Origin of the sequence: Kocuria rhizosphaerae, from assembly GCF_044462265.1 — a bacterium.
Taxonomy (GTDB): domain Bacteria; phylum Actinomycetota; class Actinomycetes; order Actinomycetales; family Micrococcaceae; genus Kocuria; species Kocuria rhizosphaerae.
Window position 1 is genome coordinate 43779 of sequence record NZ_JBISWL010000114.1, and the last position, 26283, is coordinate 70061.

Below are 26283 nucleotides of genomic sequence, written 5' to 3' on the forward strand. Positions count from 1 at the left end.
ACAGGTCAACGCCTTCACTCGCCTGAACCGTGAGTGGGGATGGGCCAGATCATGGCCTCCCGCACCCCCTTGGACCTCACTGCGGTGGGCGATGAGGCCGACCAGCACAAGGCCAAAGGCATTATGGACCGCTGCGGAATCAAGATCCTCGGTGGGCTGGTCAAGTCGGAGATGCCGCTGCTCACCGAGTCCGTGCCACTGTCGATGCGTGAGCAGGAGCAGCTGGCCGCCTGGCAGGACCCGCCCGCCTGAAACCGCCGCGGGGACGAGGCCATCCAGTACACCAACTCCGAGGTCTACCAGCCCACCGACCAGGCGTTGACGGATGAGGAGCTCAATGAGTGGCTGGCTGATGAGGCCAACGCCGCCTGGTACTTCGACGACCGCACCACCACCCCGCCGCCGGGGCAGGGGAACTTCTTCATCAAGGTCGGCTCGAGGGCCGGCATCCCGTTCTCCATGGAGTTCACCCCCACCGAACGCCGGACCCTCGTCCACGACACCGAGAAGAAGTGGCACGAAGCCAAATCCCGCGCCGACCACGTAGGGGGAGAGCGGTGAGTTCCCTGGACCGCAAGTACAAGGCCGACGGCGGGGAGGTCGCCCTCCTGCTGACCCTTCTCTTTGCCCTGGTCGGTATCCCGGCCATCCTCTACACGGTCGTCACCGCCGGACACGCCCTCACCCCGCATACGGACCCGTTGCCCAGCGGGTACTGGGAGCGGTCCCTGGGCACCGTCACCGGTGACCTCCCGTGGCGCACCACGGAGACCGTCCTGGTCGCCACGACCGGGCCGCTCCTGTTCGTGGTGCTCGTGCTGTGGGGTTGGAAGCGCCACCAGAAGGCCCAGAAGACCGTCAAGCACGACCGCGCGGCCGTGAGCATGGCCACCGTCCGCGACGTCGCCCCCTTTACCGAGAAACAGGCCCAGGCCAAGGCCGCCCGCTTCGGTGTCCAGGCGCCCGGGGTGATGATCGGGAAGATGGTCCGCGGCGGACACACCCTCTACGCCTCCTGGGAGGACACCCTGGTGCACATCTGGGGCACCCGCACCGGCAAGACCACCTCCCAAGCCGCCCCGTCGATCATCGAGGCCCCGGGCCCGGTGATCGCCACCTCCAACAAACGCGACCTCTCCGACCTCACCCGCGACCTCCGCGCCGAGAAAGGCGACGTATGGGTCTTCGACCCCCAAGGCGTCGCGGGGGAGCAGCCCACCTGGTGGTGGAACCCGCTGACCTACGTCACCGACAGCGAACGCGCCACGGAGATGGCCACCAACTTCGCCGCCGGCTCCCGGGCCACCGGGGCCAAGGGCGGGGACGCCTACTTCGACTCCGCCGGCAAGGACCTGCTGGCCGGACTGCTACTGGCCGCCGCTGTGGGCCGCGAGCCCATCGAACGGGTGCACTACTGGCTGTCGCGTCCCACCGACGACACCGCGGTCAAGCTGCTCGACGAGGCGGGGTGGGCCAAGGAGGCGGACTCGCTGGCCGGAGCGATTCAAGCCCCGGACAAGCAGCGCGAGGGCATCTTCGGCACCGCCCGTCAGATGGCCTCCTGCCTGAAGAACGAGAAGGTCGCCCCCTGGGTCAACCCCACCGGACCGGCTGATCCCCGCCCGCAGTTCGACCCTCAGGGGTTCGTGGCCGGGAAGCACACCCTCTACGCCTTGTCCAAGGAAGGTGCGGGCACCGCCGGCCCCTTGGCGACCTCTCTGGCGGTGGCCACGGTGACGGCGGCCGAGGAGCACGCCGTCACCCAGGCGGGGGGCCGGCTGTCCACTCCGATGGTCTGCGTGCTGGATGAGGCCGCCAACGTCTGCCGCTGGGCGAACCTGCCTGACCGCTACAGCCACTACGGCTCCCGCGGGATCGTGGTCTCCACTTTCCTGCAGTCCTGGTCCCAAGGCGTGGACGTCCGGGGCGAATCCGGGGTGCGCAAGCTCTTCTCCACGGCCAATGTCGTCACCTACGGCGGCAACGTCAAGGAGGAAGGCTTCCTCAAGATGCTCTTCGAGCTGATCGGCAAGTACACCTACACCTCCGTCTCCTCCTCGAGACAGAAGGACAGCGGTTCCACCTCCCGCCAGGACGCCACCGACGACATCCACTCCGTCGCGGATCTGGCAGCCCTGCCCAAGGGGCGGGCGGTGATGCTCGGCTCCGGGGCAAGAGCTGTGCTGCTGCGCACCGTCCCCGTCAGCGCCCGCCCCTATGCTCAGGCCGCCGAGGCGTCCGAAGCCGCCCGCAACACTCCCGCGACGGACACGAACACCGAGCACACCATGACGGAAGAGCAGGTCCCGTCGGGCAATCGGTGGGCCGCCCTGGTTAAGGAGTAAGCGTGGACTGGCAACAAGAACGCGACCAGTCCACCGACGACTTCGAAGAGACCGAGGCGACGGGGGAGAAGCAGCCGGAGCTGTTCTACTCCAGCGTCGACCTCTTCGTCGCCGACGACCTCACCCAGACCTACCGCCGGAAGATCCCCGTGGCCGGGCGCGGGACCGGGCCCACCTGGTGCGCCCAGTGGTGGCGACACCCCGAAGCCGTAAGTCGCCTCACCGCCCTGTGGCGAGCCTGGGAACATCTGCGTCTGGACCCTGCCACCGGCATGGCCGTGTGGTGGCGCGACTACGCCGACCCCACCATGCGGGTCCTCTTCGACGCGACCGGCCCTTTCGAAGGCTGCACCCCCGAAGAACACCAACCCAAGGTCGTGCCCCTGCCCGTTATGTCTCCACCACCCGGTCTTTTCGAGTGAAACCACGCCCTGGAGGAGGAGCAACGACTAGCAAGTTTTGAGATCAGATCTAAGTACGTCACCCCGGGCTTCGCTGTCGATGGGGCGGGCGACGCCAGGGGCGCGGGGCGAAGGCGCCTGCCCCAACACGGTCGGCGGAGGCTCTGGCGCCGATCCCTCCGTCCCGGGCTGGTCTCCTGCAGGATCGTTGGCCGGTGAGGGCATGGGGCGGTACAGGGAGACGTGGCCGGGGTGCTCTCTACTGTTGCTCCTGGGTCCGGACGGGGGTGACGTCGAGGCAAGTGCGGGCGCATTCCTCACCCCTGAGATCGCGTCTGTGCGGGATGGCAGTGCCGCCGGGTTGGACCTCGACCCGCTTGATGAGCGAGCCCTGCATGCCGGACCTCAAGTAGGCGCTGCCCGGGGTCCGGCCTGCAGGAATCAGGGGGTAGGTCTGGAAAGCAGGTCCTCACTCTTGAGTGTGGTACCGACCGTCCACAGCTCCGAGTCGACTTTGTTGGCCAGCACGCGGACGGAGGACAACGAAATATCCAGGGTGCGGGAGACCGTCTTGGCAACCTCGCGCAGGCATTCCTGCACCCTGGCGCGGTCTCGGCCGGTGACCATGTTGATTGTGACGATGGGCATCTTTTCTCCGTTCTTCCGATCCCTCGGAACCGCGTGGGGCAAGCCCTGGCTGCGGGTGTGGACACGGTGTCGCGCTGACGGGCGGGTGTCCTGATAGGACCGTGTCGACGGCTTTCGTCGCCGCACCAGGCAGATACCGTGGGCGGCCTCCGCATGGTGCTTGGAGGCACGGGCAGGCGGGCGGAGTCGGGGATGTCGTTGTAGCCAATCACCGGCAGATCCCCCGCCCTGTCTACTGTCGCTCGTCATTCCGGACGAGGATGATGTCGAAGCGGGTGCGGGCCCACTCCTTGTCCCCGAGGTTGCGCCCGTCGGGCGTGGGAGTGTCGGCGGGCTGAGCCTCGAAGCGCTTGATCAGCGAGTCCTGGACCCCGAACACGGAGTCACCGATGTCGAGCTGCGGATCACCCTCCACGAATATGTGGGTGACCAGGGTCCGCAGGCCTGGCGCGGTGACCATGAAGTGCAGGTGCGAGGCGCGCACCGGGGACCTGTTAGTAGCTGCCAGCATTTTGCCCACCGGCCCGTCGTGGGGGATGGGATAGGGGGTCGGAGTCAGCCCCCAGAATCGAAATTCCCCGTGCTCGTCGGTGAAAAGGTGAGCGCGGCCCGCGATGCGGTGGTCGTCGTACTGGACGTCGTAGAAGCCGTCCTCGTCGGCCTCCCAGACCTCCACTCGTGCCCCGGACACGGGATTACCGTGCGTGTCCTTCACGGTGCCCTCCACCCAGCAGGGCTGACCGTGCGCGGGCCCGGCGATGTTCCCGCCCAGCGGGATCTCCGGTGCGTCCTCGAGGAAGAATGGGCCGAAGACGGTGGCCTCGGTGGCGTTCCCATTGGCGGGGTTATTCACCAGGATGGTCTGCATCGAGGCCCCTAGGACGTCGGAGAGCAGGATGAACTCCTGGCGGCGGTCGTCGGTGATGTGCCCGACGGCGGTGAGGAACTCGATGGCGGTGTTCCACTCCTCCTCGCTCAGCCGCACCTCGCGGATGAAGGCGTGCAGGTGCTTGGTCAGGGACTGCATCACCTCCTTGAGCCGAGGATCACGGGTGTTCTCGAAGGAATCGAGGACCCGTTCGGTCAAAGCCTGCTCACGGGCGGCCTGCTCGGCGCTGACGGACGTGGTGCTGGTGGTCTCGGTCATGGTGTGCTCCTGCTCGGTGCGGTGACTCAGTGGGTGGCCGGTTCGGTGTCCGGGCGATACGGGTGGGTGGGGGTGTTGCCCGTGAGGGCATCAGTGAGCAGGGCCGTGATGTTCTCCTCGGTCACGGCCACGGGGTTCGAGGACGGGGCGGCCTTGAGCACCCGCTCGACCGCCTCGGGGATGCCGGCTTCGGTGAATCCGTAGTCGGAGAGCCGGAACGGGGCCTCCACCGCCTCGCGCAGAGCGTTGAGTGCGCCTACCGCGGCCTCGGGCCCTTCGGCCGCAGTGGCGGCGGGCGACCCCAGGGCGGTGGCCAGCCGGCCGGCCAGCTCCGGCACGGCGGAGGCGTTGAAGGCCAGCACATAGGGCAGCACGGTGGCGTGGGTCTGGGCGTGGGGCAGGTCGAAGGTGCCCCCCAGCACATGGCAGATCTTGTGGTGCAGTCCCGACCCGGCCGAGGCGAAGGCCACCGCGGCGAGGTAGCAGCCGTAGAGAGCCTGCTCGCGGGCGTCGAGGTCGTCGGAATCGGCGACGATCCCGCGCAGGGCCAGATTCAGCGCCCGGGCCCCTTCCAGTGCCAGCGCCTGGTTGAGAGGATCGGCCGTTGGCGCCCACAGGGAGTCCACGCAGTGGGCCAGGCCGTTGAGCCCGGAGGCCACCGACAGACCGACGGGAAGGGTCTTGGACAGCTGCGAGTCGTAGACCACGCTCACGGGTAGAACACGGTCATCGACCCCGGTGGTCTTGGTGCGTTCCTCGGTCAGGCCCCACACGTTGGTGGCCTCAGAACCGGCGTAGGTGGTGGGCACAGCGATGATGGGGATCCCGGTCGTCAGCGCCACAGCCTTGGCCAGGCCCGTGGTGGAGCCCCCGCCGACGCACACGATGACATCGATACTGTGGTCGGTTGCCGCAGCCCGGGCGGCTTCGGCCTTCTCCACCGGCACGTGCTGGACAACATCGTCCCACCACAGTGCGGCATCGATGCCGGTCGTAGCTTGTTGGGCCAGCTGCTGCTCCGGCGGGGCGGCGATGACCATCACCTTCGAGGCTTCCAGGCGGGAGAGGTCGGCGGCCACATACTCGGCAGCGCGCCCGGAGCCGAAGAGCACTCGTTGGCCCAAGGTGGTGTGTTGGAAGTTCAGCATGGTGGATCACCCGTCGTTGAGCGGCGTGGCCACGGGACGCACACCGGAAGATTGCTGGCGGTGGGGGGGGGGCTTACTTGTTGGTCTTGGGCACCGGGGTGGGCTCGAAGGCCAGCAGGCGCCACTGGTCGCCCTGGCGCACCCACACGGAGATGCACAGGTTCTCCAGCCGCTTGGGGGCTCCGGCGGCCAGGATGTCAGCGTTCATGCTGCCGACGACCACGGCGGTGTCGTCGACGAGGACGATGTCCTCGATGGGGTGATCGATGTGCTCGTAGACGTAGAACCGCTGCGTGAGCTTGTCCATGTACGACGCCAGGGTGTCCCTGCTGCCGTCGGAGTGGGTGTAGGTGAGGTCCTTGTGGCACAGCTTGGCGAAGTCGTCGGCGGCTCCGCGCAACATGGCGTCGTAGCGCTGGTCCTCCAACTCGCGGATCTGGGCCTTGGTGTCGAGGTCGGCGGAAGGTCTTGTGAGGGTCATGGGGCTGCGTCCATTCTGTCCAGAAGGGCTGGCTCAAGGTGGCGTGTTCACTCAGAAGTGAAGCAGGACTGCACAGTGACGTCAACCACTATCAACAAAAGGGCCACTGACACTTCCCTCGCTGGCAACCCTCTTGTGGATCGCAACCGCCCCAACTCCCGTATATTCACCGACTGTGCCCTTGAGGGGTTGACAGGTGATGCGGATCACTGTTCTCTTAGAGAGCACGGTGTACAGCAGTGATTGACATCATTGAGGACACCAGCGTGATCCGGTCCACACTCACCAGGGAGTCCCGCCTTGAGAACCACTCCAGATCCGGCACCCGTCAGTCCCGTGGACGACGGCGTGATCGCTCCCCCCGGGGAGACCTCGCCCACTCAGATTGGGCCAGGGCGACGTCAGTTGCCTCGCGGACTGAGCGCCATCGTCATCGCCACGGTGGCACTCTTTGCCGTCAGCGCCGTCGTGGCCCCCGCCAGCGTGAGCGGCAACGCAGTGCTGAGCATGATCCCGTTCGCGGCGATTCTGGCCATCGTGGCCCTGGGGCAGACGCTGGTCATCCAGCAAGGCGGCATCGACTTGTCGGTCCCCGGGGCCTTTTCCCTGGCCGTCGTCTTGATCACCAAGGCGCCCTCGGACAACCTGGCCAGTGTCGCTGTGATGGCCGTGCTGGCAGTGGCCGTGATGTTCCTGGCTGGTTTCCTCTCCGGTGTGATCGTGGCCTACGTGCGCGTGGCGCCCATCGTGGTCACTCTGGGCATGAACGCCCTGCTCATTGGCACCACCTGGGCCGTGTCCGCCGGAGCGGCCCGACCTTCCCCCAACTCCTGGTATCAGATCGCAACCGCTGACCTGTTGGGGATCCCGGTTCCGGTGCTCATCGCGATCGTGTTGACCGCCGCGTTGACCGTCGTCACGAAGATGACGCCCTGGGGGCGCCGATTTGAAGCGGTGGGGGCCAATCCGCGTGTGGCGGCAGCGGCCGGCATCCGCCCTGCGACCTCAATGATCATGGCCTACGCTGCCGCCACCGCCCTGTACGCGGTGGGCGGGATCCTGCTGGCCGGGCTGGTCAACACCCCCAGCATCAGCGAGGGCAACTCCTACCTGCTGGCTTCCGTGGCCGTGGTTGTGCTGGGCGGCACGTCGCTGCTGGGAGGTAAGGGCAGCGTCATCGCCACGGCCGTCGCCGCGATCTTCTTCACGCAGGTGGACCGCATGGCCCTCACCCTGGGCCTGGGGCCCGGGGTCCAGACGCTCATTCAGGCCCTGGCGTTGGCACTGGGCGTGCTGGCCCACCGCAGCCGCAACAGGACCGGCCGCCGCTCCTAGCAGCAGGCTCGGCCACTCCCGGGACCTCATCCCCATCTCCACCGACCCCAGAACCACGGAAAGTAGGGCACCGACGTGTCGAACTACGCGCGCAAGCTGTGGGCTGTCAGCGCCATCATTGCTTTGACGGGATGCAGCTCCGCTTCTCCCGAAGCCCAGCCTCCGGCGGACGCCGCCCAAGGCTCCTCTGCTGAGACCCCTGCCTGGTGCGGCGGCACCCCAGCGGTCGTCGGCTTCGCCGACGGTGCTGGCTCCAACAGCTGGAAGCGGCTGAACCGGGCGGAGATCGAGGACGAGGTCTCCCGTTGCCCCAGTGTCGAGGACTTCATCTACCTCAACGCCCAGGGCGACACCCAGAAGGCCGTCTCGGACATCAACAGCCTCGTCGCCCAGGGCGCCACGGGCATCCTAGTGTTCCCCGACGCCGGGGAAGCCACCCTGCCGGCCATCCGCAACGCCTACCGCAGCGGTGCCACCGTGGTGCCCTACCGGGTGTCCCCCGGGGGCACACCTGGGGAGGAGTACACCACCTTTGTGGCCTCCAGTTTCCCCACGATCGGGGAGCTGTGGGGGGAGTGGCTGGTGGAGAACCTGCCCGAGGGCGGCAACGTCTTGTTCCTGGGCGGGCCCCCGGCCAACTCCCAGAACCTCGCGGTCGACGAAGGGCTGCAGAAGGTCCTCAAGGACCACCCGGAACTCGAGATCATCGGTGACAAGCCGTTCACGGTCACCAACTGGAACCCGGCCCAGACCCAGCAGGTGACGGCGACGATGATCAACAAGTACCCGCAGATCGACGCGGTCGTCGCCGATTTCGCGGCCACCAGCATCATCAGCGCCTTCGAGCAAGCCGGCCGGGAGATCCCGCTCATCGCCACGGCCGACGTCAACGGCCTGTCGTGCAAGTACCAAGAAAAGCTTGAGGAGGGGGAACCGTTCGATTTGCTGACGGTCAACTCCCAGACCTCCATGGGCCGGCTGGCGGCCCAGCACGCCATTGCCGGGGCCACCGGCGGTGACGCGCCGGCCTCGACGGAGGACATCCCGCACGTCTTCGAGGACTCGGTCTCCGGTGAGCCGCAACCGCCGGTCTGTGAACCAGAGCTTCCAGAGGACGCGATCCTCTCCGGCGAACTGTCCAAGGAGCAGGTCGCCGAGGTCCTGCGCTAGCAGCCTCCTGCGCGCAAGCGCGACCACGATCACCCACGACGACAAGGGTTCATCATGAAGAACAGCACCGCCAGGGCGATGCAGGATCCCGTCCTCAGCGCGAAAGATCCCGTCCTCGGCGTAGAGGGCGTCTCCAAAACCTTTGGGCCGGTCAAGGCCCTCCAAGACATCTCGATCAACTTCTACCCCGGTCAGGTGCACGCCCTGCTCGGGGAGAACGGGGCGGGCAAGTCCACCCTCATGGGCATCATCTCCGGGGCCCTGGACCCTTCGACCGGGACCATCCTGGTCGGGGGAGAGCGCCGGGAGCGGCTGACCCCCGATGAGGCCGTCCGGCACGGCATCTCCATCGTCCACCAGACCCCGGCATTGGCCCCGGACCTGACGGTGGCCGAGAACATGGCCTTGACCGTGCCCGAGTCCATGCGTCCCCCGCTGGCGCAGCTGGACCCGTGGGTGCGTGAGCAGCTGAGCAAGGTCGGCAGCGCCGTCTCCCCCTCGGCCCAGTGCGGGGACCTGCCCATTTCTGAACTGCAGCTGATCGAGATCGCCCGGGCCCTGGCCGTGGACACCCGACTGCTCATCCTCGATGAGCCCACCGCACCGCTGGCCCAGGACAAGGTCGCCATCCTCTTCGACAAGGTTCGTTCGATCGCCGCCGCCGGGGTCGGCGTCGTCTACATCACCCACCGGATCCCGGAAATCCGGGAACTGGCCGACACCATGACCATCCTGCGTGACGGGCGGATGCGCGGCACCTACGACCCCCAGGCGAAGACCGACGACGAGATCGTGGCCCTGATCGCCGGGCGGGAGATTGAGGCGGTGTTCCCGGACAAGGGCGCCCAGCAGTTCGCCGAACGTCCGGCCCTGGAGGTGCGCAACCTCTCCAACGAAATCCTCTCCGATGTGTCGTTCCAGGTCCGGCCCGGGGAGATCGTGGGCATCGCCGGGGTGGCCGGCAACGGCCAGCCCCAGGTGCTGCGGTCCCTGGCCGGACTGGAGCCGGCCAAGGGCGAGGTCCTCGTCGAGGGGCAGGCTCTGAAGCTGGGCAGTGTCTCCCGGTCCCGGGCCGCCGGGCTCGTGTTCATGCCGGCCGACCGGGCGAAAGAAGGGGTGCTGGCAGACTTCTCCATCCGCGAGAACTCCACCCTCAGCGCCCTGGGACGCTTCCGTCGCGGCATCGCCGTTGATTCCACCGCCGAGGCCCAGGCGGCCCTGGGCATGACCCGCGGCCTGGGCGTGAAAGCCCCGACCCTGGACACCCCGGTGAGCAACCTCTCGGGAGGCAACCAGCAGAAAGTGGTGCTGGCCCGGGCACTGCTGGCCAACCCCCGGGTGGTCCTCACCGAGGAACCAACCCAAGGCGTGGACGCCGGGGCACGATCGGAGATCTACACCCAGCTGCGGGCGGCCGCCACCGACGGGCTGGCGGTCCTGGTGGTCTCCTCCGACGCGATGGAGCTCGAAGGGCTGTGCGACCGCGTCATCGTGATGTCCAGCGGATCGATCGTGACCGTGCTCGAAGGTGACCAGGTCACCGAGACCAACATGATGCAGGCCATGGTCGCCACCCACTCCCAACGCCACACCGGTGACCGCGACGGCTCCTCCTCCCGGGTGCGGTCCAAGACCGGTGGGGGATTCGGCGCCGCCACGCTGCGCAACTCCGCCCCCACCGTGGTCATCTCCGCGGCGATCCTGGCCATCGGGCTGCTGGGCATCGTGACCAACATCCGTTTCATCGGCGAACCCAACATCTACGCGGTGTTGTTGTCGACCTCGGCCCTGGCACTGGTCGCCCTGGGGCAATTCCTGGTGGTGATGACCGGCGGGATCGACCTGTCGGTGGGCCCGCTGGCGGGGTTGGTGCTGGTGATCAGTTCTTTCTTCTGGACCGAAGACGCCGGCGCCCTGGCCTCGACAGGCGGCCTGGCCCTGATCCTGGTCGTGGCCGCCGGGATCGGAGTGCTCAACGGGGCCCTGGTCGCCTTGCTGAACCTTCCGGCGGTGGCCGCGACCCTGATCACCTACATCGCCATCCAAGGCGTTTCGCTGCTGCTGCGTCCGCAGATCTCCGGCTACATTTCCGTCGACACCCTTGACCTCATCAACGGCCGGATCGGGGTGGTGCCGGTCGCGTTCATCGTCGTCTGTCTCCTGGGGGCAGCCCTGGCCTTCATTCTGCGGCGGACCATGAGAGGTGTGGCCTTCCGAGCCACCGGATCGGCGCCGGCTGTCGCAAGCAAGGTCGGGGTGCCGGTGCGCTGGCACACCTTCGCCGCCTACGTGCTGGCCGCCCTGCTGGCCGCCCTGGGCGGGATCATGCTGGTGGGCCAGGTCGGTGTGGGTGACCCCACGCAGGGCATCGGGTTCACCCTCTCCAGCATCACCGTCGTCGTGGTGGCCGGCACCCTGCTGCGCGGCGGGGTCGGCTCCCCGGTGGCAGTGCTGCTGGGGGCCATCCTGTTGCAGATGCTGTTCTCCCTGACCAACTTCCTACAACTGAGCACCCAGTGGCAGTACTGGGTGCAGGGCACGATCATCCTGGCCGCGGCGGTGTTCTACATCAGCCTGCGCAACAGCAAGAAGCTCAACGCCACGACATAACAGCACACCGATTCGCGCCCCGACGCCTCCGCACGCTTTATTGACCGAAAGGACACCCCAGCATGACCGACCTCCAGTTTGAGGCTTCCCAGCAGATGAAAGGCCAGACCACCATGAAGGCTCTCCAGTTCCAGGCCGTCAACGAGGCGAAGGTCGTGGACCTCGACATCCCCGAGATCGCAGCCGACGAGGTGCTCGTCGCCGCCCGCTCCGTCGGCGTGTGCCACTCCGACATCGAACTGCTCGAGGGCCGTTACATCATTCCTTTCGAGTACCCGATCATCCCCGGCCACGAGTGGTCCGGGGAAGTCGTACGGGTCGGTGACGACGTGGACTCCTTCACCATGGGCGACCGCGTGGTCGGGGAATGCGTCATCGGCGAGGACCACTTCGGCTTCTCGATCAGCGGCGCCGCCGCTGAGTTCTTCGTCGCCAAGGCCGCCTGGCTGCACAAGCTGCCCGACAACGTCTCCTACACCAGCGGCGCCCTGGTGGAACCGTTCAGCTGCGGCTACTACGCCCTGCTGAAGGCCGGCAACGTCAACGCCAGCGACGTCCTGGTCGTCCTCGGCGCCGGGCCCATCGGCCTCGGAGTGGTCGCCGCCGCGGCCATCATGGGCGCCCAGACCGTCGTCGTGGAGCCCTCCGAGGCCCGCCGCCAGGCGGCCCTGCAACTAGGAGCCCGCGAGGCCGTGGCCCCGGAAGCGGTGGAGGAGACCCTGGACCGGCTCAGCAACGGGCGCGGCGCCGACGTGGTGATCGAAGCTACCGGCCGGCCGGACGTCATGGCCTCCGCCCTGGAGATCGCCGGCCACGGGGCCCGCCTGGTGTACGTCGGCATCGACGTAGGGCACTCCGCCCCGGCTCGAATGGGACTGATCCAGTCCAAGGAGCTGTCCGTGTCCGGTTCCATCGGCTCTCCGGGCGTGTGGGAGTCCTGCCTGCGATTCATGGCCACCAGCGGCCTTGATCTCGGCTCCCTGGTCACCCAGGAGTACCCCGCCGAACGAGCCGTCGAGGCCCTGAAGGCATCCCGGGACTCGGCCACCAACATCAAGGTGCACATGAAATTCGAGGGCACCCTCTAGGCCCGCCCGCACCGAAGCCAACAATGGACCACCTCCACCAAGGAAACGAGGAACAATGGACCGCCTGAAGGACAAGGTGTGCATCATTACCGGGGCCGGCAACGGCATGGGCCAGGCCACGGCACAACGGTTCGGTGCCGAAGGCGCCCGCGTCGCCGTCACCGATATCTCCCCGCGCGACGGCGAGGAGACCGTCCGCCTCATCACCGAGGCCGGGGGCACCGCACAGTTCTGGCCGCTCGACGTCAGCCACGAGCAACAGGTCGCCGAGGTCTTCGCCGACATCGCCGCCTCCATGGGAGGCATCGACGTGCTGATAAACAACGCTGGCATCTCCGGGGTGGACAAGCCCACCCACGAGGTGACGGAAGAAGAGTGGGACAAGGTGTTCGCTGTGGACGTCAAGGGCGTCTTCTTCTGCACCAAGCACGCGGTGCCGCACCTGCAACAGGGCGGCGGCGCGATCGTTAACGTCTCCTCCATCTATGGGCTCGTCGGCTCCCACGAAATGGCGCCCTACCACGCCGCCAAGGGCGCGGTCACCATCATGACCAAAAAGGATGCCGCCACCTACGGCCGCGACGGCATCAGGGTCAATTCGGTGCACCCCGGAACAATTCTCACGCCATTTGTCAGAGAATTGGCAGAACGCAGCGAAGGCGGCTTGGCCGGATATCTGAGCATCATGGAACCCAAGCACCCCATCGGACATGTGGGCGAACCCGACGACGTCGCCAACGCCATTCTTTTCCTCGCCTCCGACGAAGCAAGATTTGTCCACGGGGCAGCCCTCACCGTAGACGGTGGATATACGGCTGTCTAATACATGGAGGGGCGCTGCCCATGCGCAGTACCGCTCCGCATCGCCATTCCTAGTGAAATCTCCCATGGATAACCCAGATGGCTACGCATTCTTCGTCCGAGAAAGGATTGCTGAGCCGGTGGGGGATGGACGAGTCAAAGCTGATACTGTCACCTGGATTCAGCACCTGACGCGAAAAAGCCACCTGGACTTCCAACCGACCCGACAAGACGTGAAAGTACTCCTTACCCCCATGATGCATCAGATCATCCACCGGGCACGCCTCGGTGCCCGGTGGATAGGTCACCCGCAGGAATTCGATATCGGGATCTTCTGTCAACGTCAAACGTTCCCATCGCACCCCGTTGAGAAAGATTTCCGGACGCTGGTCGGCACGCTGCAGCCCCGGCAACTGGCCCACCTCCGGAAGAGAAGCAACCTTCCCGCTGGGGCCAGCTCCGTTGAGGTGGGGAACCTTGCGGACCTCCTTGCCGTCGACCTCCGGCGCCACCATAGTGGCAGCGGCAGGATCCGCAGACATGGCGGCCGACTTCTCGCTCATCAACTCATCAACCGAGATGTTCAGCTCTCGCGCCACGGCGAACAAGGTCCCCACCGATGGGGTCGCACGACCGAGCTCGATCTGGGACATAAAGCTGGGGGAGACCCCGACCAGCCGCGCGAGCTCCCGAAGCGACATATTCTTCGCCGTCCGGATCCCGCGCAGTCGCTGGCCAATGGCGGGATTACTGGACTCTTTGGGCGTTGCTTCCAAAGCCCGCGATTTCTTTTCCAAGGGAGGACCCTCCTGATGGCTGCGGCCCGACTGCTCGTTCCAGGAATCGTCAATCGGACTCCCATATTTCGAGACTCCAACTTCCGAGGAATCTCAGGGCGAAAGCTGACGTCTATATTCGATGCAATCGATGCAATCGGTGCGATAGTGCGTGTCTATATTATGCCACAGATCTGTGGGGCGAATAGGGGTCGCCCGGGAACCCGGCCGTATTTTCCTCGGTGGGACCCCGGGCTTACACAGGATCGCATAAGCTCCCGATGGGAGACAGTCAAGGGTATAGTGAACGTTTGGTTGCATGTGCAGAAGCATCCTCTGGTGCAGATGCGCTATCCGATTCATTAATGCTCGATCGACGCCTTCGAAGCCCTTGATCACGCGCTTCCGGTACAGAGTGAATTGATATATGTTTTGGTAAACATCCGGCCCGGTGGACTCGTGTCCAACTTAGAGTTTATGGGAGTATTTTGTGGAAAATTTGATGAAGGCAGCCGTCTACTACGGTCCCCGCGATATTCGTATGGAGCAGTTGCCGGTGCCCGAGCTGGCCGAGGGCGAGGCGCTGCTCAGGGTCTTGCGCTCCGGTATATGCGGAACCGACGCAGGGGAGTGGGTGGCCGGCCCGAAGGTGTTCCCGGTGCTGCATCCGCACCCCAACAGCGGCCATGTTGGCCCCATGATCCCGGGCCATGAGTTCGTGGGCGAGATCGTGACTGTCACCGGGGACGACTCTTTCCAGCCGGGACAGGTCGTGGTCTCCGGGGCGGGGGTGTCCTGTGGGCAGTGCGATCGGTGCCGTGAAGGCCGTACGAACTTGTGCCGGCAGTACAAGACCCTGGGGCTGAACATGAACGGCGGCATGGCCGAATACGTCTCGGTCCCCACCCGGACCCTGGCGGTCGTCCCCCAGGGAGTGTCGGCCGACCACGCCGCCCTGGCTCAGCCTCTGGCGGTGGGAATCCACGCGGCCCGCCGGTCCCAGGCGAAGTCAGGTGACAACGTGGTGATCGTCGGCGCCGGCGCTATCGGGTCCTTTGTGCTGGCCGGGCTGCTTCACCTGGAGGCGGTCAATGTCGCCGTCATCGACTTCCCCGGCCCGAAGCTGGACCGGGCGCGCACGCTTGGGGCCCAGTACTGCTTGGAGCCCCACGATGGCCTGGCGGAGCAGGTCATTGAGATCTTCGGGGGCAAGCCCGACGTGGTCATCGAGGCCAGTGGGGCCCCGGGGCAGCTGGCGTTCAGCCTCGGCCTGGTCCGTGACGGTGGACGGGTGTTGGGAGTCGGCATCCCCAAGAAGGCCGTGGAGATCGACATGCATTCGATGGTCTTCCGGGAGATCTCCCTGGACACCACGCTGGCCCACGTGTTCAAGGACGATATCCCCGCGGCCCTGGAAATCCTCGCCGAGGGTGTTTTGGGGGAGGAGCTGGCCGAGAATCCCGTGCCGCTCTCCCGGCTGGGAGAGGCCCTCGACAGGCTGGCCTCCGGAGGCGTCGAGGGCAAGGTGCTGATCGATCCCTCCCTGTGAGGATTTCCGCCCGATCCGGGAATCCTTCGCTTGCATGCACTGCGGCACCCACGGGCAGCGGCCCCGACCTGCCACTGAGCACGTGGGTACAGGACAGACCAACCTTGTCTGATTCACCCGCCGCCGGTAGCACGAGCTCACGCAAGTCAGTGAGAGCAACTTTCAACGACCTAGGAGACGAGACAACACCATGGCAGCATCCAACCCGTATCCCACCGCCCTGGTCGTGGGCGCCAGCGGCATCGCCGGTTCAGCGATCATCGAACAGCTGGCCCAGCGCGCGGGCTGGGAGGTTCTGTCCCTGTCCCGGAACCCCGTCCCGGGCAGTGCGGCCCGGCACATCAGCGCCGACCTCCGTTCCCCAGAGAGCCTGGCGGTCGCTCTGGCCGGGGAACAGCCCACTCACGTGTTCTTCACCGCCTGGCTGCGCCAGGCCACCGAGAAGGAGAACATCGAGGTCAACGCCGGGATGCTCCGGAACCTCCTCACGGCCTTGGACCACGCCCCGCTCGAGCACGTGGCGCTGATGACGGGCCTGAAGCACTACATGGGACCGTTCGAGGCCTACGGGAAGGGGCAGATGCCCGACACCCCCTTCCGGGAGGATGAGCCCCGGCTACCCGTGGAAAACTTCTACTACGCCCAGGAGGACGAGCTGTGGGCCGCCGCCGGACGCCAAGGCTTTCGGTGGTCGGTGCACCGGGCCCACACGGTGATCGGCCACGCCGTGGGCAACGCCATGAACATGGGCCTGACCCTGGCCGTGCAGGCCTCCATCTGCAAGGAGACCGGCCAGCCCTTCGTCTTTCCCGGCTCCGAGACCCAGTGGAACAGCCTCACCGACATGACCGACGGCACCCTGTTGGCCGAGCAGATGATCTGGGCCGCCACCGAGGCCCCCGGAAGCGAGGCCTACAACATCGTCAACGGCGACGTCTTCCGCTGGCGGTGGATGTGGCCGAAGGTGGCCGCCTTCTTCGGGGTCGAGTGGGAGGGCTTCACCGACGCGCCCCGGCCGTTGGAGGAGCAGATGCGCGGGGCGGAAGAGGTCTGGGCCCGCCTCGTGGACAAGCACCAGCTCGTCGAGCCGGATCTGGAACGGCTGGCCTCCTGGTGGCACACCGATGCTGATCTCGGGCGGAACTTCGAGGTGGTGGCCGACATGAGCCGTAGCCGCCTTGCGGGGTTCTGCGGCTATCGGCGTACGGAGGACTGCTTCACCCGCCTCTTCGACCGCTACCGGGCCGAATACATCATTCCCTGAGCCGACCTGCCGGGCTGCGCCTGGGCCATCAGCAAACGCCCCTAACGCTGCTGGAACACAGCGTGGAGCATCAAGGCGATGGCCGCACCGGCTGATGCTCCACGCTCCCTCCTGGCGCTGCAGGTGGGCCTCTGCTAGGCCCCCCTGACCCGAGCCATATGTCTTCGCCCCGCCTCATGAGAGGTATCACCGTGTCCGCTGCTGACAAGACGTCCCTTCAGGTCGATGAGGTGCATCCCGGCAAACGGGTCCAGTGTCAACGACGGTCGAAAAGTGAGCAGTAGCGACCCGTCGCTACTGCTCACTTGTCGACCGTCGTTGACAACCGGAAAATCAACCTCGGCGCATCCAGGTTCAGGCGCTCAAGTTGAGTCCCGGATGATGGTGTCCGCCTACAGGGAGATTGACGTGTCCGCTAGCAGTCTTGGCGGAAGCGATCTGGTTCTTCTTGTCGCGTGGCATCCGAGGCAGTCTTCCTGCCTCCAGATCAGGTGTCTGCTCGTGAGGCTCAGCTGGGGCCGGCCACAGGTAGCGCGGGCTATGAAGAACTTCCTGACCGACCCCACAGGAGCGGGGCCCGGTGCCCGATCCGCAGTAACCGCCAAGCTGCTGGGTGGAGGCACCGGGTGTTCTCCCGCCCGTGGTCGTGCCGTTCCCAGACCTGTGCGCCGGGGTCGCCTGGACTGACTGTGAGGATTTCTTTTGCAGCCTGATGGTGCTGGGCTGTGGGTAGGTGACCACGAGTGTGACCCTTGGCCTGACTGGCTTCGTGCCTTGCTGGGGACTTGTCCGCTCGTGGTCGCCGGCCCCGGCCCGGTCGGAGCGACTGGCCTGATCAGGAGCTTGACCGCCTGGCGTTAGCGGCGCCTGGCGTGTCCCGTCACAGTCCTGCCGTGACTCCTCCCGGACCGGAACCTACGTCCGCTCCGGAGCTTGGGAGGAACGCAATGTCCAGTCTGACCGATCTGCGTGAGGTCGTCGACGTCGTCATCGGCGTCGACACCCACGTCCACACCCATTCCGCGGCCGCCGTCGAGGCCGGCACCGGGGGCGTGCTCGGGGAGATCACCGTGGAGGCCACCGCCGACGGGTACGCCCAGCTGGTGGCCTTCGCCGAGGAGCACGCCGTGCTGCGGGCTTGGGCGATCGAGGGCACCGGCGGTCACGGCGCTGGCCTGGCCCGCCACCTGGCCGAGCTCGAAGAAGTCGTGGTCGAGCTCGACCGGCCCCAGCGCGCCCACCGGCGCAACGGGGCCAAGTCCGACCCGCTGGACGCGATCCGCGCCGCGCGCGAGGCACTGGCCCGGACCCGGCTGGGCACCCCGCGCAACGGCGGTGACCGGCAGGCGCTGTCGGTGCTGCTGGCGGCCCGACGATCGGCGGTGGATGCCGCCACCGACGCCCAGCGGCAGCTGTTCAGCCTCCTCATCGCGGCCCCGGAGCCGATCCGGGCACGGTTCCGCGGGCAGAAGCTGCCCGGGATGCTCAAGATCGCCGCGGGGCTGCGGGTGCACTCCTCCTGGGACGTGGAGACCACCACGACCGTCACCGTGCTGCGCTGCCTGGCCCGGCGAGCCCGCGACCTGGCCCGGGAGGCCGGCGAGCACGAAAAAACGATTCTGCGCATCGTCCGGTCCTGGCGCCCGGACCTGCTCGCCCAGCCCGGCGTGGGCCCGATCGTGGCCGCGACCGTGCTGTGCGCCTGGTCCCACCCAGGACGCATCCACTCCGAGGCCGCCTTCGCGATGCTCGCCGGTGAGGCCCCGATCCCGGCCACCAGCGGCCAGGTCACCACCCGTCACCGGCTCAATCGCTACGGCGACCGTCAGCTCAACCGCGCTCTGCACACCATCGCACTGTCCCGCATCCGCTACGACCCCACCACCCGTGACTACGTCGCCCGCCGCACGATCGAGGGCAAGACACCCCGAGAGATCAAACGCTGCCTCAACCGCTACATCGCCCGAGACCTCTACCGCCTGCTCGAGCACCAGCCCAGTCCGGCTTGACAGGCCATAGGAGCATCCCCACTGCGACGGGCTCCCTTCCGGCACGACACCGATGGGAGTGATGTTAGCGCTACCACAGAGATGGGGACAAGTCCTCTACAACCCGCAGAAATTCTGGATTCAGGGGTTGACGCCTTCCGTGATATCGCTAACACTTGATTTCAGTGCCGCGGCAGAGTGGCGCAGCTCACAGTTCCAGGTATCTGTGCCACCGCACGTTCCGACCGACGAAGGCCCCGACCGGCCCAGGTGGGTCTGCGGCGTCGGCAAGGTCACCGGCGGCAGGGAGAGGACCAGACATGACAGTGAATCGACAAGTCCAGACGACTGAGGAATCCATCGCCCTCACGTACCTGAACGATGCGGAGGCGCGAACGGTCGAGGTGATCGCCGAGCGGATCATCCCCGACGGTGGCGATGGCGCCGGGGCGACGCAGGCCGGCGTGGTCTACTACATCGACAGGGCCCTGAGCGGCGTCAGTCAGAACCTCCAGCACGTGTATCGCACCGGTCTCCGGGCGCTGGCGAAGTACTGCGCCACTCAGCACGCGGCCGAGTTCGCCGACCTGCCCGTCGACATCCAGGACGAGGTGATCCAGCGCTTCCTGGGTCCGGCCGTGCTCGAGGAGGGCTCGACACCGATCATGCACGGCGACGAGGCCGGGGAGCACGGGGAGGTCGCCGACCTGCCCACGCTGCGTCGCCTGTTCGCCGTAATCCGCGAGCACACCATCGAAGGCTTCTTCTGCGATCCGACGTACGGCGGGAACCGCGACGCCGTGGGGTGGAAGCTGGTTGGGTTCCCGGGCGCGTACTGGGGCTACACGGCCGAGCAGATGGGGCGCGACTTCGACGGGCGCAGCCTGCCGATCATGACCCTTTCCGACCTGAGGACCCAGCTGCGGGCCAAGGCCCTCCCTGACAACGCGACCTTCTACCGCAACGAGGAGAATTGAACATGGGCCGGGAAAAGATCGATGTCATTGTGGTCGGCGCAGGCGCCTCGGGGGCGGTCATCGCCTCGGAGCTTGCGCAGGCCAACATGAAGGTCGTGTGCCTCGACAAAGGGCCGAAGCACACCACCGAGGACTTCCGCCTGAAGCAGGACGAGATCCGCTACTACGCCCGGGGATCGCTCGTGCCCGGCATGGACACCGACCCCATCACGTGGCGCGAGACCAGCGCTGATGGAGACGGGGAGCTCGCGCCGTGGGCAGCCGGCCCCCTGGGGACCGCGAACCCGCTCCACCTGCCGCCCTCCCTGGGCGCCGGTGGTGGAACCATCCACTGGGGCGGTGCGTGCTGGCGCTTCCGGGAGACCGAGTTCCGCATGAAGACGGAGATCGAGGACCGTCTCGGCAAGGACGCCCTCCCGGAGGGCAACACCCTCGTCGACTGGCCCATCAGCTACGCCGACCTGGAGCCCTACTACGACAAGACGGAGTGGGAACTGGGCATCTCCGGCCGTGGCAGCAACGTGGCGGGGCGCCCGGACCTCAACGAGAACCCGTGGGAGCCCCCGCGCCAGCGGGACTACCCCATGCCGCCGCTGCGCCAGAGCGCCGCGGACATCGATTTCGGCCAGGCCTGTGAGCGGCTCGGCTACCACCCTTTCCGTACCGCTGCGGCGATCGCTTCCGAGCCGTTCAAGGGGCGGTCCGGATGCACCTACTGCGGCTTCTGCCACGGCTACCCCTGCCACGTGGACGCCAAGACGTCCACGCACGTCGCGGCCCTGCCCTACGGCGAGGCCAGCGGGAACCTGGAGATGCGTGACCACTGCCGCGTCTACCGGCTCAACCGCTCCAACGACGGCAAGCGCGTGACCGGGGTCTCGTACTTCGACGCAGACGGCCGATCCGTTGACCTCGAGGCCGACAGGGTCGTGCTCGCCTGCTACGCGCTCGAGAACGCCCGGCTGCTTCTGGCCTCCGGCATCAACGCCAACGGGCAGGTCGGCAAGCACATGATGACCCACGCCTTCGGCTTCTTCATGGGGCTCACCAAGGAACCCTCCAACCCGTACATGGGCACGCTCGTCGCCTCCACCTCGATCGAGGACTTCAGCGGCGAACTCGTACACGAGTACGATCCCACCGTCCTATGGGGCGCTCCCATCATCAGCTGGCCCGGCGACTACCAGCCGATCGAGATCGCGCACGCGATGCCGCCCGGTGCGCCACGCTGGGGTGCCGGATTCCGCGACTGGATGCGCGACAACTACGCACACGTGTGGTCCATGTACTCCCAGACCGCCAACATCCCCACCCACGACACCTATGTCGACCTCGACCCCCGCCGCAAGGACCCATGGGGCCAGCCGGCGCTGCGCATGACGCACGGGTGGGGCGAGTGGGACCAGCACATGGTCGACTTCCTGCTCGGCATCAAGCGCAAGATCGCCCGGGAGATGGGCCTGACGTACTGGTGGGAGGAGACGACGAAGCCCGACTACCACCTGTCCACGCACGAGGTCGGCACCCATCGCATGGGCGAGGACCCGGCGACCTCCGTCGTCGACATCTACGGCCGGTCCCACGAGTGCGACAACTTGTTCGTCGTCGGCGGGGGGCAGTTCCCCAGCTACCACGGCTACAACCCCACGGAGACCATCTGGGCCCTGGCCTACATGACCGCCGACCACATCATCGGCCGTTCGGCACCGACACCGGCCCAGGCCCACTCCGCCCACACCCACTGAGGAGAACAGCACATGGATAAGCGTCCGCTCGGCAACACGGGTCTGTCCGTCACCCCGATCTGTGAGGGCACCAGTCCGCTGGGGAACTTTCCGGCGCAGTACGGCTACGAGGTCGGCGAGAAGCAGGCGGTGGACACCATCCTGCGGATCCTGGAGGGGCCTTTGAACTTCATCGACACCTCCAACAACTACTTCGATGCCGAACGAAGGATCGGCATCGCGCTGCGGGAACGCGGCGGGCTACCTGAAGATTTCGTGCTGGCCACCAAGGTCGATCCCGAGCACGGCAGCACCGACCTCTCCGGCACCCGCGCACGGGCCTCTGTCCAGGAGAGTCTGGAGCGGCTCGGACTGGACCACCTGCAGCTGGTCTTTATCCACGACCCCGAGTTGCACGATTTCGACCAGGCCACCGGCCCGGGGGGAGTCGTCGAAGCCATGGTCGCCATGCAACAGGAGGGCCTCATCGACCACATCGGCGTCGCCGGGGGGCCCATCGATCTGATGCTCCGATACGTCGAGCTCGGAGTCTTCCAAGCCGTGGTCAGCCACAACCGCTATACCCTGGTCGACCAGTCGGCCCGTCCGCTGATCGACGCAACGGATAACCGGGGCATGGCATTCATCAACGGGGCACCGTACGGCGGAGGGATGCTCGTCAAGGGTCCCGACGAGCACCCGAACTACTGCTACAGCCCGGCCAGCGAAGCCACGAAAGACCGAGTGCGACAGATGCAGGACGCCTGTCGGCAGTACGACGTACCTCTCGCGGCCGCGGCCCTGCAGTTCTCCCTGCGTGAGCCGGCCATAGCCTCGACCATCGTCGGCATGTCCACGCCGGAGCGCCTCAACCAAACGCTGGCATTGGCAGAAGCGCACATCCCGGATGAGCTCTGGTCCGTACTCGATGACCTCGCCCGGGTGGGCCGCCATGGCATTGAAGAACACTCTTCGCAAACTCTTTCATGATAGCGCTAACAAATATTCCGGCATGTGACGCCATGCAAAACCGGGATACTTCCGAGTAGGTGGGTGACTAGAAATGACTGATATCTTGACTCCCCCGGCGTTGCGTGTTTCGGGATTGGCGAAGCACTACCCGGGCGTAACTGCTCTCGCTGGGATTGATCTCGAGGTCCGGCCTGGGCAGGTGCTGTCTCTATCAGGGGCCAACGGTGCGGGCAAATCAACACTGGTGAAAATCCTTTCCGGCGCAGAACAACCGGATACCGGCCGTATCTGGATCGACGGGAAAGAAGTGAAGCTGGAGAGCCCACACGCCGCTCGACAGGCCGGCATCTACACGATCTATCAGGAGATGAGCCTCGTACCGACGATGTCGGTGGTCGAGAACATCTTCCTCGATGAGTTCGCACGTGGCGGGCTGTTTCGCCGCTCGAGGATAGAACATCAGGCCCGCGATCTCATGGACCGCCTTGGCGTCAGTGTGGATGTCAACGACCCTGTCGGGTCGTTGCCGCTCGCCAAGCAACAACTCGTTGAGATCGCCAAGGCCTTGAAGTCGCAACCCCGTGTATTGCTGCTGGACGAGCCGACGACCACCCTCCCGCCGCGGGATGTGAGTTCCCTGCTCAAGTTGATGCGGGAACTGGCGGTGTCGGGTGTCGGCCTGATCTTCATCTCGCACCGCCTTGATGAGGTGACGGAGGTATGCGATGCCGTCGATGTGCTGCGTGACGGCCGGCGCGTCGCGCACTTCGATGTCGTGCCGGACCACCACGAGCTCGTCAAGGCAATGATCGGCGACCGCTACGAGAACTCCTTGGCGGCGGCAGCAGTCGAGAGCGCAGAGGGGCACCTGGGTGGAATGGCTCGTGACGAGGTCGTCCTCGAGGTTCGGGACCTCACCGACGGGAGACGCATTGCACCGGCCACCTTCGAGCTGCGGCGCGGTGAGGTGCTTGGCATCACCGGACTCCTAGGCGCCGGCCAGACCGAGCTCGCGGAATGCCTCTTCGGCATCCGTGAGACCACGGGCGGCACCATCAGCGTGGACGGTCGGCCGGTCCGGGTCGGATCGCCGCGTGAGGCGATCGCGGCAGGACTGGGTCTGATCCCCGAAGACCGGAAGTCGCAGGGTCTGGTCCTGGACATGAGCGCCAACAAGAACATGACCTTGGCCTCACTGAAGTCTTTCGCCCGTCTCGGAGTGCTGGACCACCGCAGGGAGGTGCAGCACGGCCGCGATCAGGTGCGAGAACTCAACATCAAATGCAGCTCGGTCCACCAAGCCGTCGGAACGATGAGCGGCGGCAACCAGCAGAAGGTTCTCCTGGCGCGCTGGCTGACCAAGAACAGCAAGGTGCTGATCCTGGTCGAACCGACCAGGGGGGTCGATGTCGCGGCGAAAGAGGAAATTTACCGCCTCATCCGCGACTACCTCCGCGCCGGCGGGGCAGCAATTCTCGTCACGTCGGAGGTCGCCGAGGCGGCCCTGTGCGACCGGGTCCTGGTGTTCGCCGGCGGACGTGTCGTTGCGAGGGCCTCGCACGAAGAGATCCTGTCCCAGCAACAAGATCTCCTCACCCATCTTCGATGACCATCACAGCCGACCCACCTGGAGGAACCCATGTCGGTATCTACACGTAGCGCTCCGCCTGCGGATGCGCCGAAAAAACGGCTCGGCAGCGCCAAGGGCAACGAGGCCGCGCGACGGCGGTTCAAGATCGGTCCGCCCGGCTACCTGCTCGGCGTCTTTGTGCTTGTGGGGCTCATCGGGTCGCTGATGTCGCCGCACTTCCTGACCGCACGGAATCTCGAGAACATCGTCGTGGCGGCGTCCGTCGTCGCGGTGCTCGGTGTCGCGCAGTTCATCGTCATCGTCACGCGCGGCATCGACCTCTCGGTGGGATCGGTGGCGGCGCTGGCCACGGTCATCGCCGCGGTGATGTTGCGGCAGGGCAACGGTGTTCTGATCACCGTCGTGGTCACGCTGGCGGCCTGTGCCCTGGCGGGGCTGATCAACGGCCTTCTGGTCGTCTACGCGCGCATCGCACCGTTCGTGGCCACGCTGGCCATGCTGAGCATCGCGCGCGGCGTCGCCTTCCTGGTTCAGGTCGGCACGCTGATCGTCATCAGCAACCAGGACTTCCTGAATATCTTCGGTGGCCGCACCGGTTCGGTGCCGAACGTCGTGATCATCGCGCTGACCGTCACGCTCGTCGCGGCGTTCGTGATGCGGTACGGGTCCCTGGGCCGCCGGCTATACGCCCTCGGCGGCAATCCGGAGGCGGCCCGGCTTTCGGGCCTGCCGGTCAAGCGCGACCAGGTGATGGCCTACACGACCAGCGGTCTGCTGGCGGGGCTCGCCGGCCTCATGCTGGCCGGGCGCCTGTCCCAGGGCAGCTCGCTCGTCGGACAGGGCTACGAGCTCGACTCCATCGCCGCGGCGGTCGTCGGGGGCACTTCACTCTTCGGCGGCACGGGGGACCCGATCAGCACCGTTCTCGGGGCACTGATCATCGGCATGATCGGCAACATCATGAACCTGGTGGGGATCCAGTCCGAGCCCCAGCTGGTCATTCGCGGTCTCGTCATCCTCCTCGCGGTCTTCCTCACCTCAGGAGGCGGCATCCAGCGGATCCGCGCGGCGCTGTCGAAGCTGCGCACCAAGCAAGGCGGTGGATCCGACGGCTCGCCCCTCTCGCCACCCGACGACGTGCCGACGTCACGGCGTCCAGATCTCGAGGAGGGAACCCCCTCCTCCGAAGCCCAGAGCGAATCCCACACTACGGAAGGAACCCGATGATGCGTGCCACCACAGGGATTGCCACAGTCACCGCACTCGCCGCCAGTCTCGCGCTGACCGCGTGCGGCTCGGAGGGCGGCTCTACGGCCGGTACCACCGCCGACTCCGGCGCCGACGGTGAACCGGTCACGATCGGCTTCTCCCAGCGACGCCTCGCCGGCAGCGACTGGTGGGCGACGCTCCTGCAGGGCGCCGAGGACAAGGCTGCCGAGCTCGGGGCGGAGATCATCGTCACGGACGCCGGCGGCGACACCGTCAAACAGAACTCCGACGTGCAGACCCTGCTCACCCGCGGGGCGGACGCCATTATCCTCAACCCGCACGATCCCACCGGCGTCGCCGGCGCGGTCAACGCCACGGTCCGGGACGACGTCCCGCTCGTCGTCGTCAACAGCAACCTCTCCGAAGATCTGGCCCCGAACCAGTTCTGCTACGTCGCCGAGGACCAGACGGACGTCGCGGCCCAGCTCGGGGCGGCGATCGCCGAGAAGGCCAAGGAGCGCTGGGGCGACGAACCAGTCACCGCCGTGGTCATCGGCGGATACAGTGGCGAGACGGTCACCGACCTGCGGCACACCGGCGTGATGGAGGGATACGAGAACGTCGAGGACGCGCCCGAGATCACCTACCTGCCCATCCGGTACGGCGAGTGGCTGCCCGACCGGGCCCTCGAGCCCATGCGCGACGTCGCCACGGCGAACCCCGACCTCGACATCGTGTTCAGCCTGAGCGACGTCATGCTGCCGGGCATCGAGAAGGGCCTCCAGGACGCCGGGGTCCACGACCAGGTGCTCATCGGCTCCTACGACGGACAGATGGCCGTGCTCAAGCAGATGATGGAGAACCCTGACGGCCCGGTCCAGGTCGACGCCTCCAACGAGCCCTACAAGCAGGGACAGACGGCCGTCGAGATGGCGGTGGCCGCGGCCCAAGGCGAGTCCCAGGAGGAGGTCTGCCCCGGCGGCGAGTTCTTCATCGAGACGTTCCTGGCGACGCCGGACAACGCCGAGGAGTACTACGACCCCGACCGGCAGTTCTGAC

At 66.5% G+C, this 26283-nt stretch carries 23 protein-coding genes; 18 read left to right on the forward strand and 5 right to left on the reverse strand.

What is annotated here, in order from left to right:
• The first annotated feature begins 39 nt into the window (after window positions 1-39).
• From ACH9EU_RS13405 to ACH9EU_RS13420, 4 genes are all read left to right on the forward strand, one after another.
• Window positions 40-252, forward strand: a complete 213-nt coding sequence (locus ACH9EU_RS13405) for a hypothetical protein (RefSeq protein WP_396414413.1) — start codon at window positions 40-42, stop codon at window positions 250-252.
• A 66-nt stretch (window positions 253-318) separates the two neighbouring features.
• Window positions 319-561, forward strand: coding sequence for a hypothetical protein (locus ACH9EU_RS13410; RefSeq protein ID WP_396414414.1), 243 nt, complete (start codon window positions 319-321; stop codon window positions 559-561).
• Entirely contained in the window at window positions 558-2345 is a 1788-nt protein-coding gene (locus ACH9EU_RS13415) for a TraM recognition domain-containing protein (RefSeq protein ID WP_396414415.1), read from the forward strand. The genes ACH9EU_RS13410 and ACH9EU_RS13415 overlap by 4 nt, the downstream gene beginning before the upstream one ends.
• A gap of 2 nt (window positions 2346-2347) precedes the next feature.
• Window positions 2348-2767 (forward strand): DUF4913 domain-containing protein, encoded by a 420-nt coding sequence (locus ACH9EU_RS13420; RefSeq protein ID WP_396414416.1) that lies wholly within the window; start codon window positions 2348-2350, stop codon window positions 2765-2767.
• Between the two features lie 420 nt (window positions 2768-3187).
• Here ACH9EU_RS13420 and ACH9EU_RS13425 read toward each other — a convergent pair whose 3' ends face one another.
• The 4 genes from ACH9EU_RS13425 to ACH9EU_RS13440 form a co-directional block, all read right to left on the reverse strand.
• Window positions 3188-3394 carry a tautomerase family protein gene (locus ACH9EU_RS13425; protein WP_396414417.1) on the reverse strand — a complete coding sequence of 69 codons (207 nt, stop codon included), beginning with the start codon at window positions 3392-3394 and terminating at the stop codon, window positions 3188-3190.
• 232 nt (window positions 3395-3626) lie between these two features.
• A complete protein-coding gene (locus ACH9EU_RS13430) occupies window positions 3627-4541 on the reverse strand; it encodes a dioxygenase family protein (RefSeq protein WP_396414418.1) in 915 nt (304 codons plus the stop codon).
• Between the two features lie 26 nt (window positions 4542-4567).
• The gene (locus tag ACH9EU_RS13435; protein ID WP_396414419.1) at window positions 4568-5689 is read right to left on the reverse strand and encodes an iron-containing alcohol dehydrogenase; all 1122 of its coding nucleotides are present in this window, start codon (window positions 5687-5689) and stop codon (window positions 4568-4570) included.
• 73 nt (window positions 5690-5762) lie between these two features.
• Window positions 5763-6170, reverse strand: coding sequence for a DUF4440 domain-containing protein (locus tag ACH9EU_RS13440; RefSeq protein ID WP_396414420.1), 408 nt, complete (start codon window positions 6168-6170; stop codon window positions 5763-5765).
• 336 nt (window positions 6171-6506) lie between these two features.
• Between ACH9EU_RS13440 and ACH9EU_RS13445 the strand changes: the two genes are divergently transcribed.
• From ACH9EU_RS13445 to ACH9EU_RS13465, 5 genes are all read left to right on the forward strand, one after another.
• Window positions 6507-7505 carry an ABC transporter permease subunit gene (locus tag ACH9EU_RS13445; RefSeq protein WP_396414421.1) on the forward strand — a complete coding sequence of 333 codons (999 nt, stop codon included), beginning with the start codon at window positions 6507-6509 and terminating at the stop codon, window positions 7503-7505.
• Window positions 7506-7580: 75 nt separating this feature from the next.
• Window positions 7581-8675 (forward strand): substrate-binding domain-containing protein, encoded by a 1095-nt coding sequence (locus ACH9EU_RS13450; RefSeq protein ID WP_396414422.1) that lies wholly within the window; start codon window positions 7581-7583, stop codon window positions 8673-8675.
• Between the two features lie 54 nt (window positions 8676-8729).
• Window positions 8730-11285 (forward strand): ATP-binding cassette domain-containing protein, encoded by a 2556-nt coding sequence (locus ACH9EU_RS13455; RefSeq protein WP_396414423.1) that lies wholly within the window; start codon window positions 8730-8732, stop codon window positions 11283-11285.
• Window positions 11286-11347: 62 nt separating this feature from the next.
• Window positions 11348-12373, forward strand: a complete 1026-nt coding sequence (locus ACH9EU_RS13460) for a zinc-binding dehydrogenase (RefSeq protein ID WP_396414424.1) — start codon at window positions 11348-11350, stop codon at window positions 12371-12373.
• Between the two features lie 55 nt (window positions 12374-12428).
• Window positions 12429-13196, forward strand: coding sequence for a glucose 1-dehydrogenase (locus ACH9EU_RS13465; RefSeq protein WP_396414425.1), 768 nt, complete (start codon window positions 12429-12431; stop codon window positions 13194-13196).
• Window positions 13197-13245: 49 nt separating this feature from the next.
• Here the strand turns inward: ACH9EU_RS13465 and ACH9EU_RS13470 are convergent, their stop codons facing one another.
• Complete coding sequence (locus ACH9EU_RS13470) at window positions 13246-13971, reverse strand: cupin domain-containing protein (protein WP_396414426.1); 726 nt, start codon at window positions 13969-13971, stop codon at window positions 13246-13248.
• 481 nt (window positions 13972-14452) lie between these two features.
• On the opposite strand from ACH9EU_RS13470, the gene ACH9EU_RS13475 reads away from it, so the two are divergent.
• The 9 genes from ACH9EU_RS13475 to ACH9EU_RS13515 all read left to right on the forward strand — a co-directional run bounded on the left by ACH9EU_RS13475 (window position 14453) and on the right by ACH9EU_RS13515 (window position 26282).
• Entirely contained in the window at window positions 14453-15499 is a 1047-nt protein-coding gene (locus ACH9EU_RS13475; protein ID WP_396414427.1) for an alcohol dehydrogenase catalytic domain-containing protein, read from the forward strand.
• 190 nt (window positions 15500-15689) lie between these two features.
• Complete coding sequence (locus tag ACH9EU_RS13480; protein ID WP_396414428.1) at window positions 15690-16763, forward strand: NAD-dependent epimerase/dehydratase family protein; 1074 nt, start codon at window positions 15690-15692, stop codon at window positions 16761-16763.
• 947 nt (window positions 16764-17710) lie between these two features.
• On the forward strand, window positions 17711-18772 hold the full coding sequence (locus tag ACH9EU_RS13485) for an IS110 family RNA-guided transposase (protein WP_396414429.1): 1062 nt from the start codon (window positions 17711-17713) through the stop codon (window positions 18770-18772).
• 299 nt (window positions 18773-19071) lie between these two features.
• Complete coding sequence (locus ACH9EU_RS13490; RefSeq protein WP_396414430.1) at window positions 19072-19728, forward strand: gluconate 2-dehydrogenase subunit 3 family protein; 657 nt, start codon at window positions 19072-19074, stop codon at window positions 19726-19728.
• A gap of 2 nt (window positions 19729-19730) precedes the next feature.
• The gene (locus ACH9EU_RS13495) at window positions 19731-21473 is read left to right on the forward strand and encodes a GMC oxidoreductase (RefSeq protein ID WP_396414431.1); all 1743 of its coding nucleotides are present in this window, start codon (window positions 19731-19733) and stop codon (window positions 21471-21473) included.
• Between the two features lie 12 nt (window positions 21474-21485).
• Entirely contained in the window at window positions 21486-22442 is a 957-nt protein-coding gene (locus ACH9EU_RS13500) for an aldo/keto reductase (protein ID WP_396414432.1), read from the forward strand.
• A 73-nt stretch (window positions 22443-22515) separates the two neighbouring features.
• A complete protein-coding gene (locus ACH9EU_RS13505) occupies window positions 22516-24033 on the forward strand; it encodes an ATP-binding cassette domain-containing protein (RefSeq protein ID WP_396414433.1) in 1518 nt (505 codons plus the stop codon).
• A 30-nt stretch (window positions 24034-24063) separates the two neighbouring features.
• Window positions 24064-25242 (forward strand): ABC transporter permease subunit, encoded by a 1179-nt coding sequence (locus ACH9EU_RS13510; protein WP_396414434.1) that lies wholly within the window; start codon window positions 24064-24066, stop codon window positions 25240-25242.
• The gene (locus tag ACH9EU_RS13515) at window positions 25242-26282 is read left to right on the forward strand and encodes a substrate-binding domain-containing protein (protein WP_396414435.1); all 1041 of its coding nucleotides are present in this window, start codon (window positions 25242-25244) and stop codon (window positions 26280-26282) included. The genes ACH9EU_RS13510 and ACH9EU_RS13515 overlap by 1 nt, the downstream gene beginning before the upstream one ends.
• Window position 26283 lies beyond the last annotated feature (1 nt).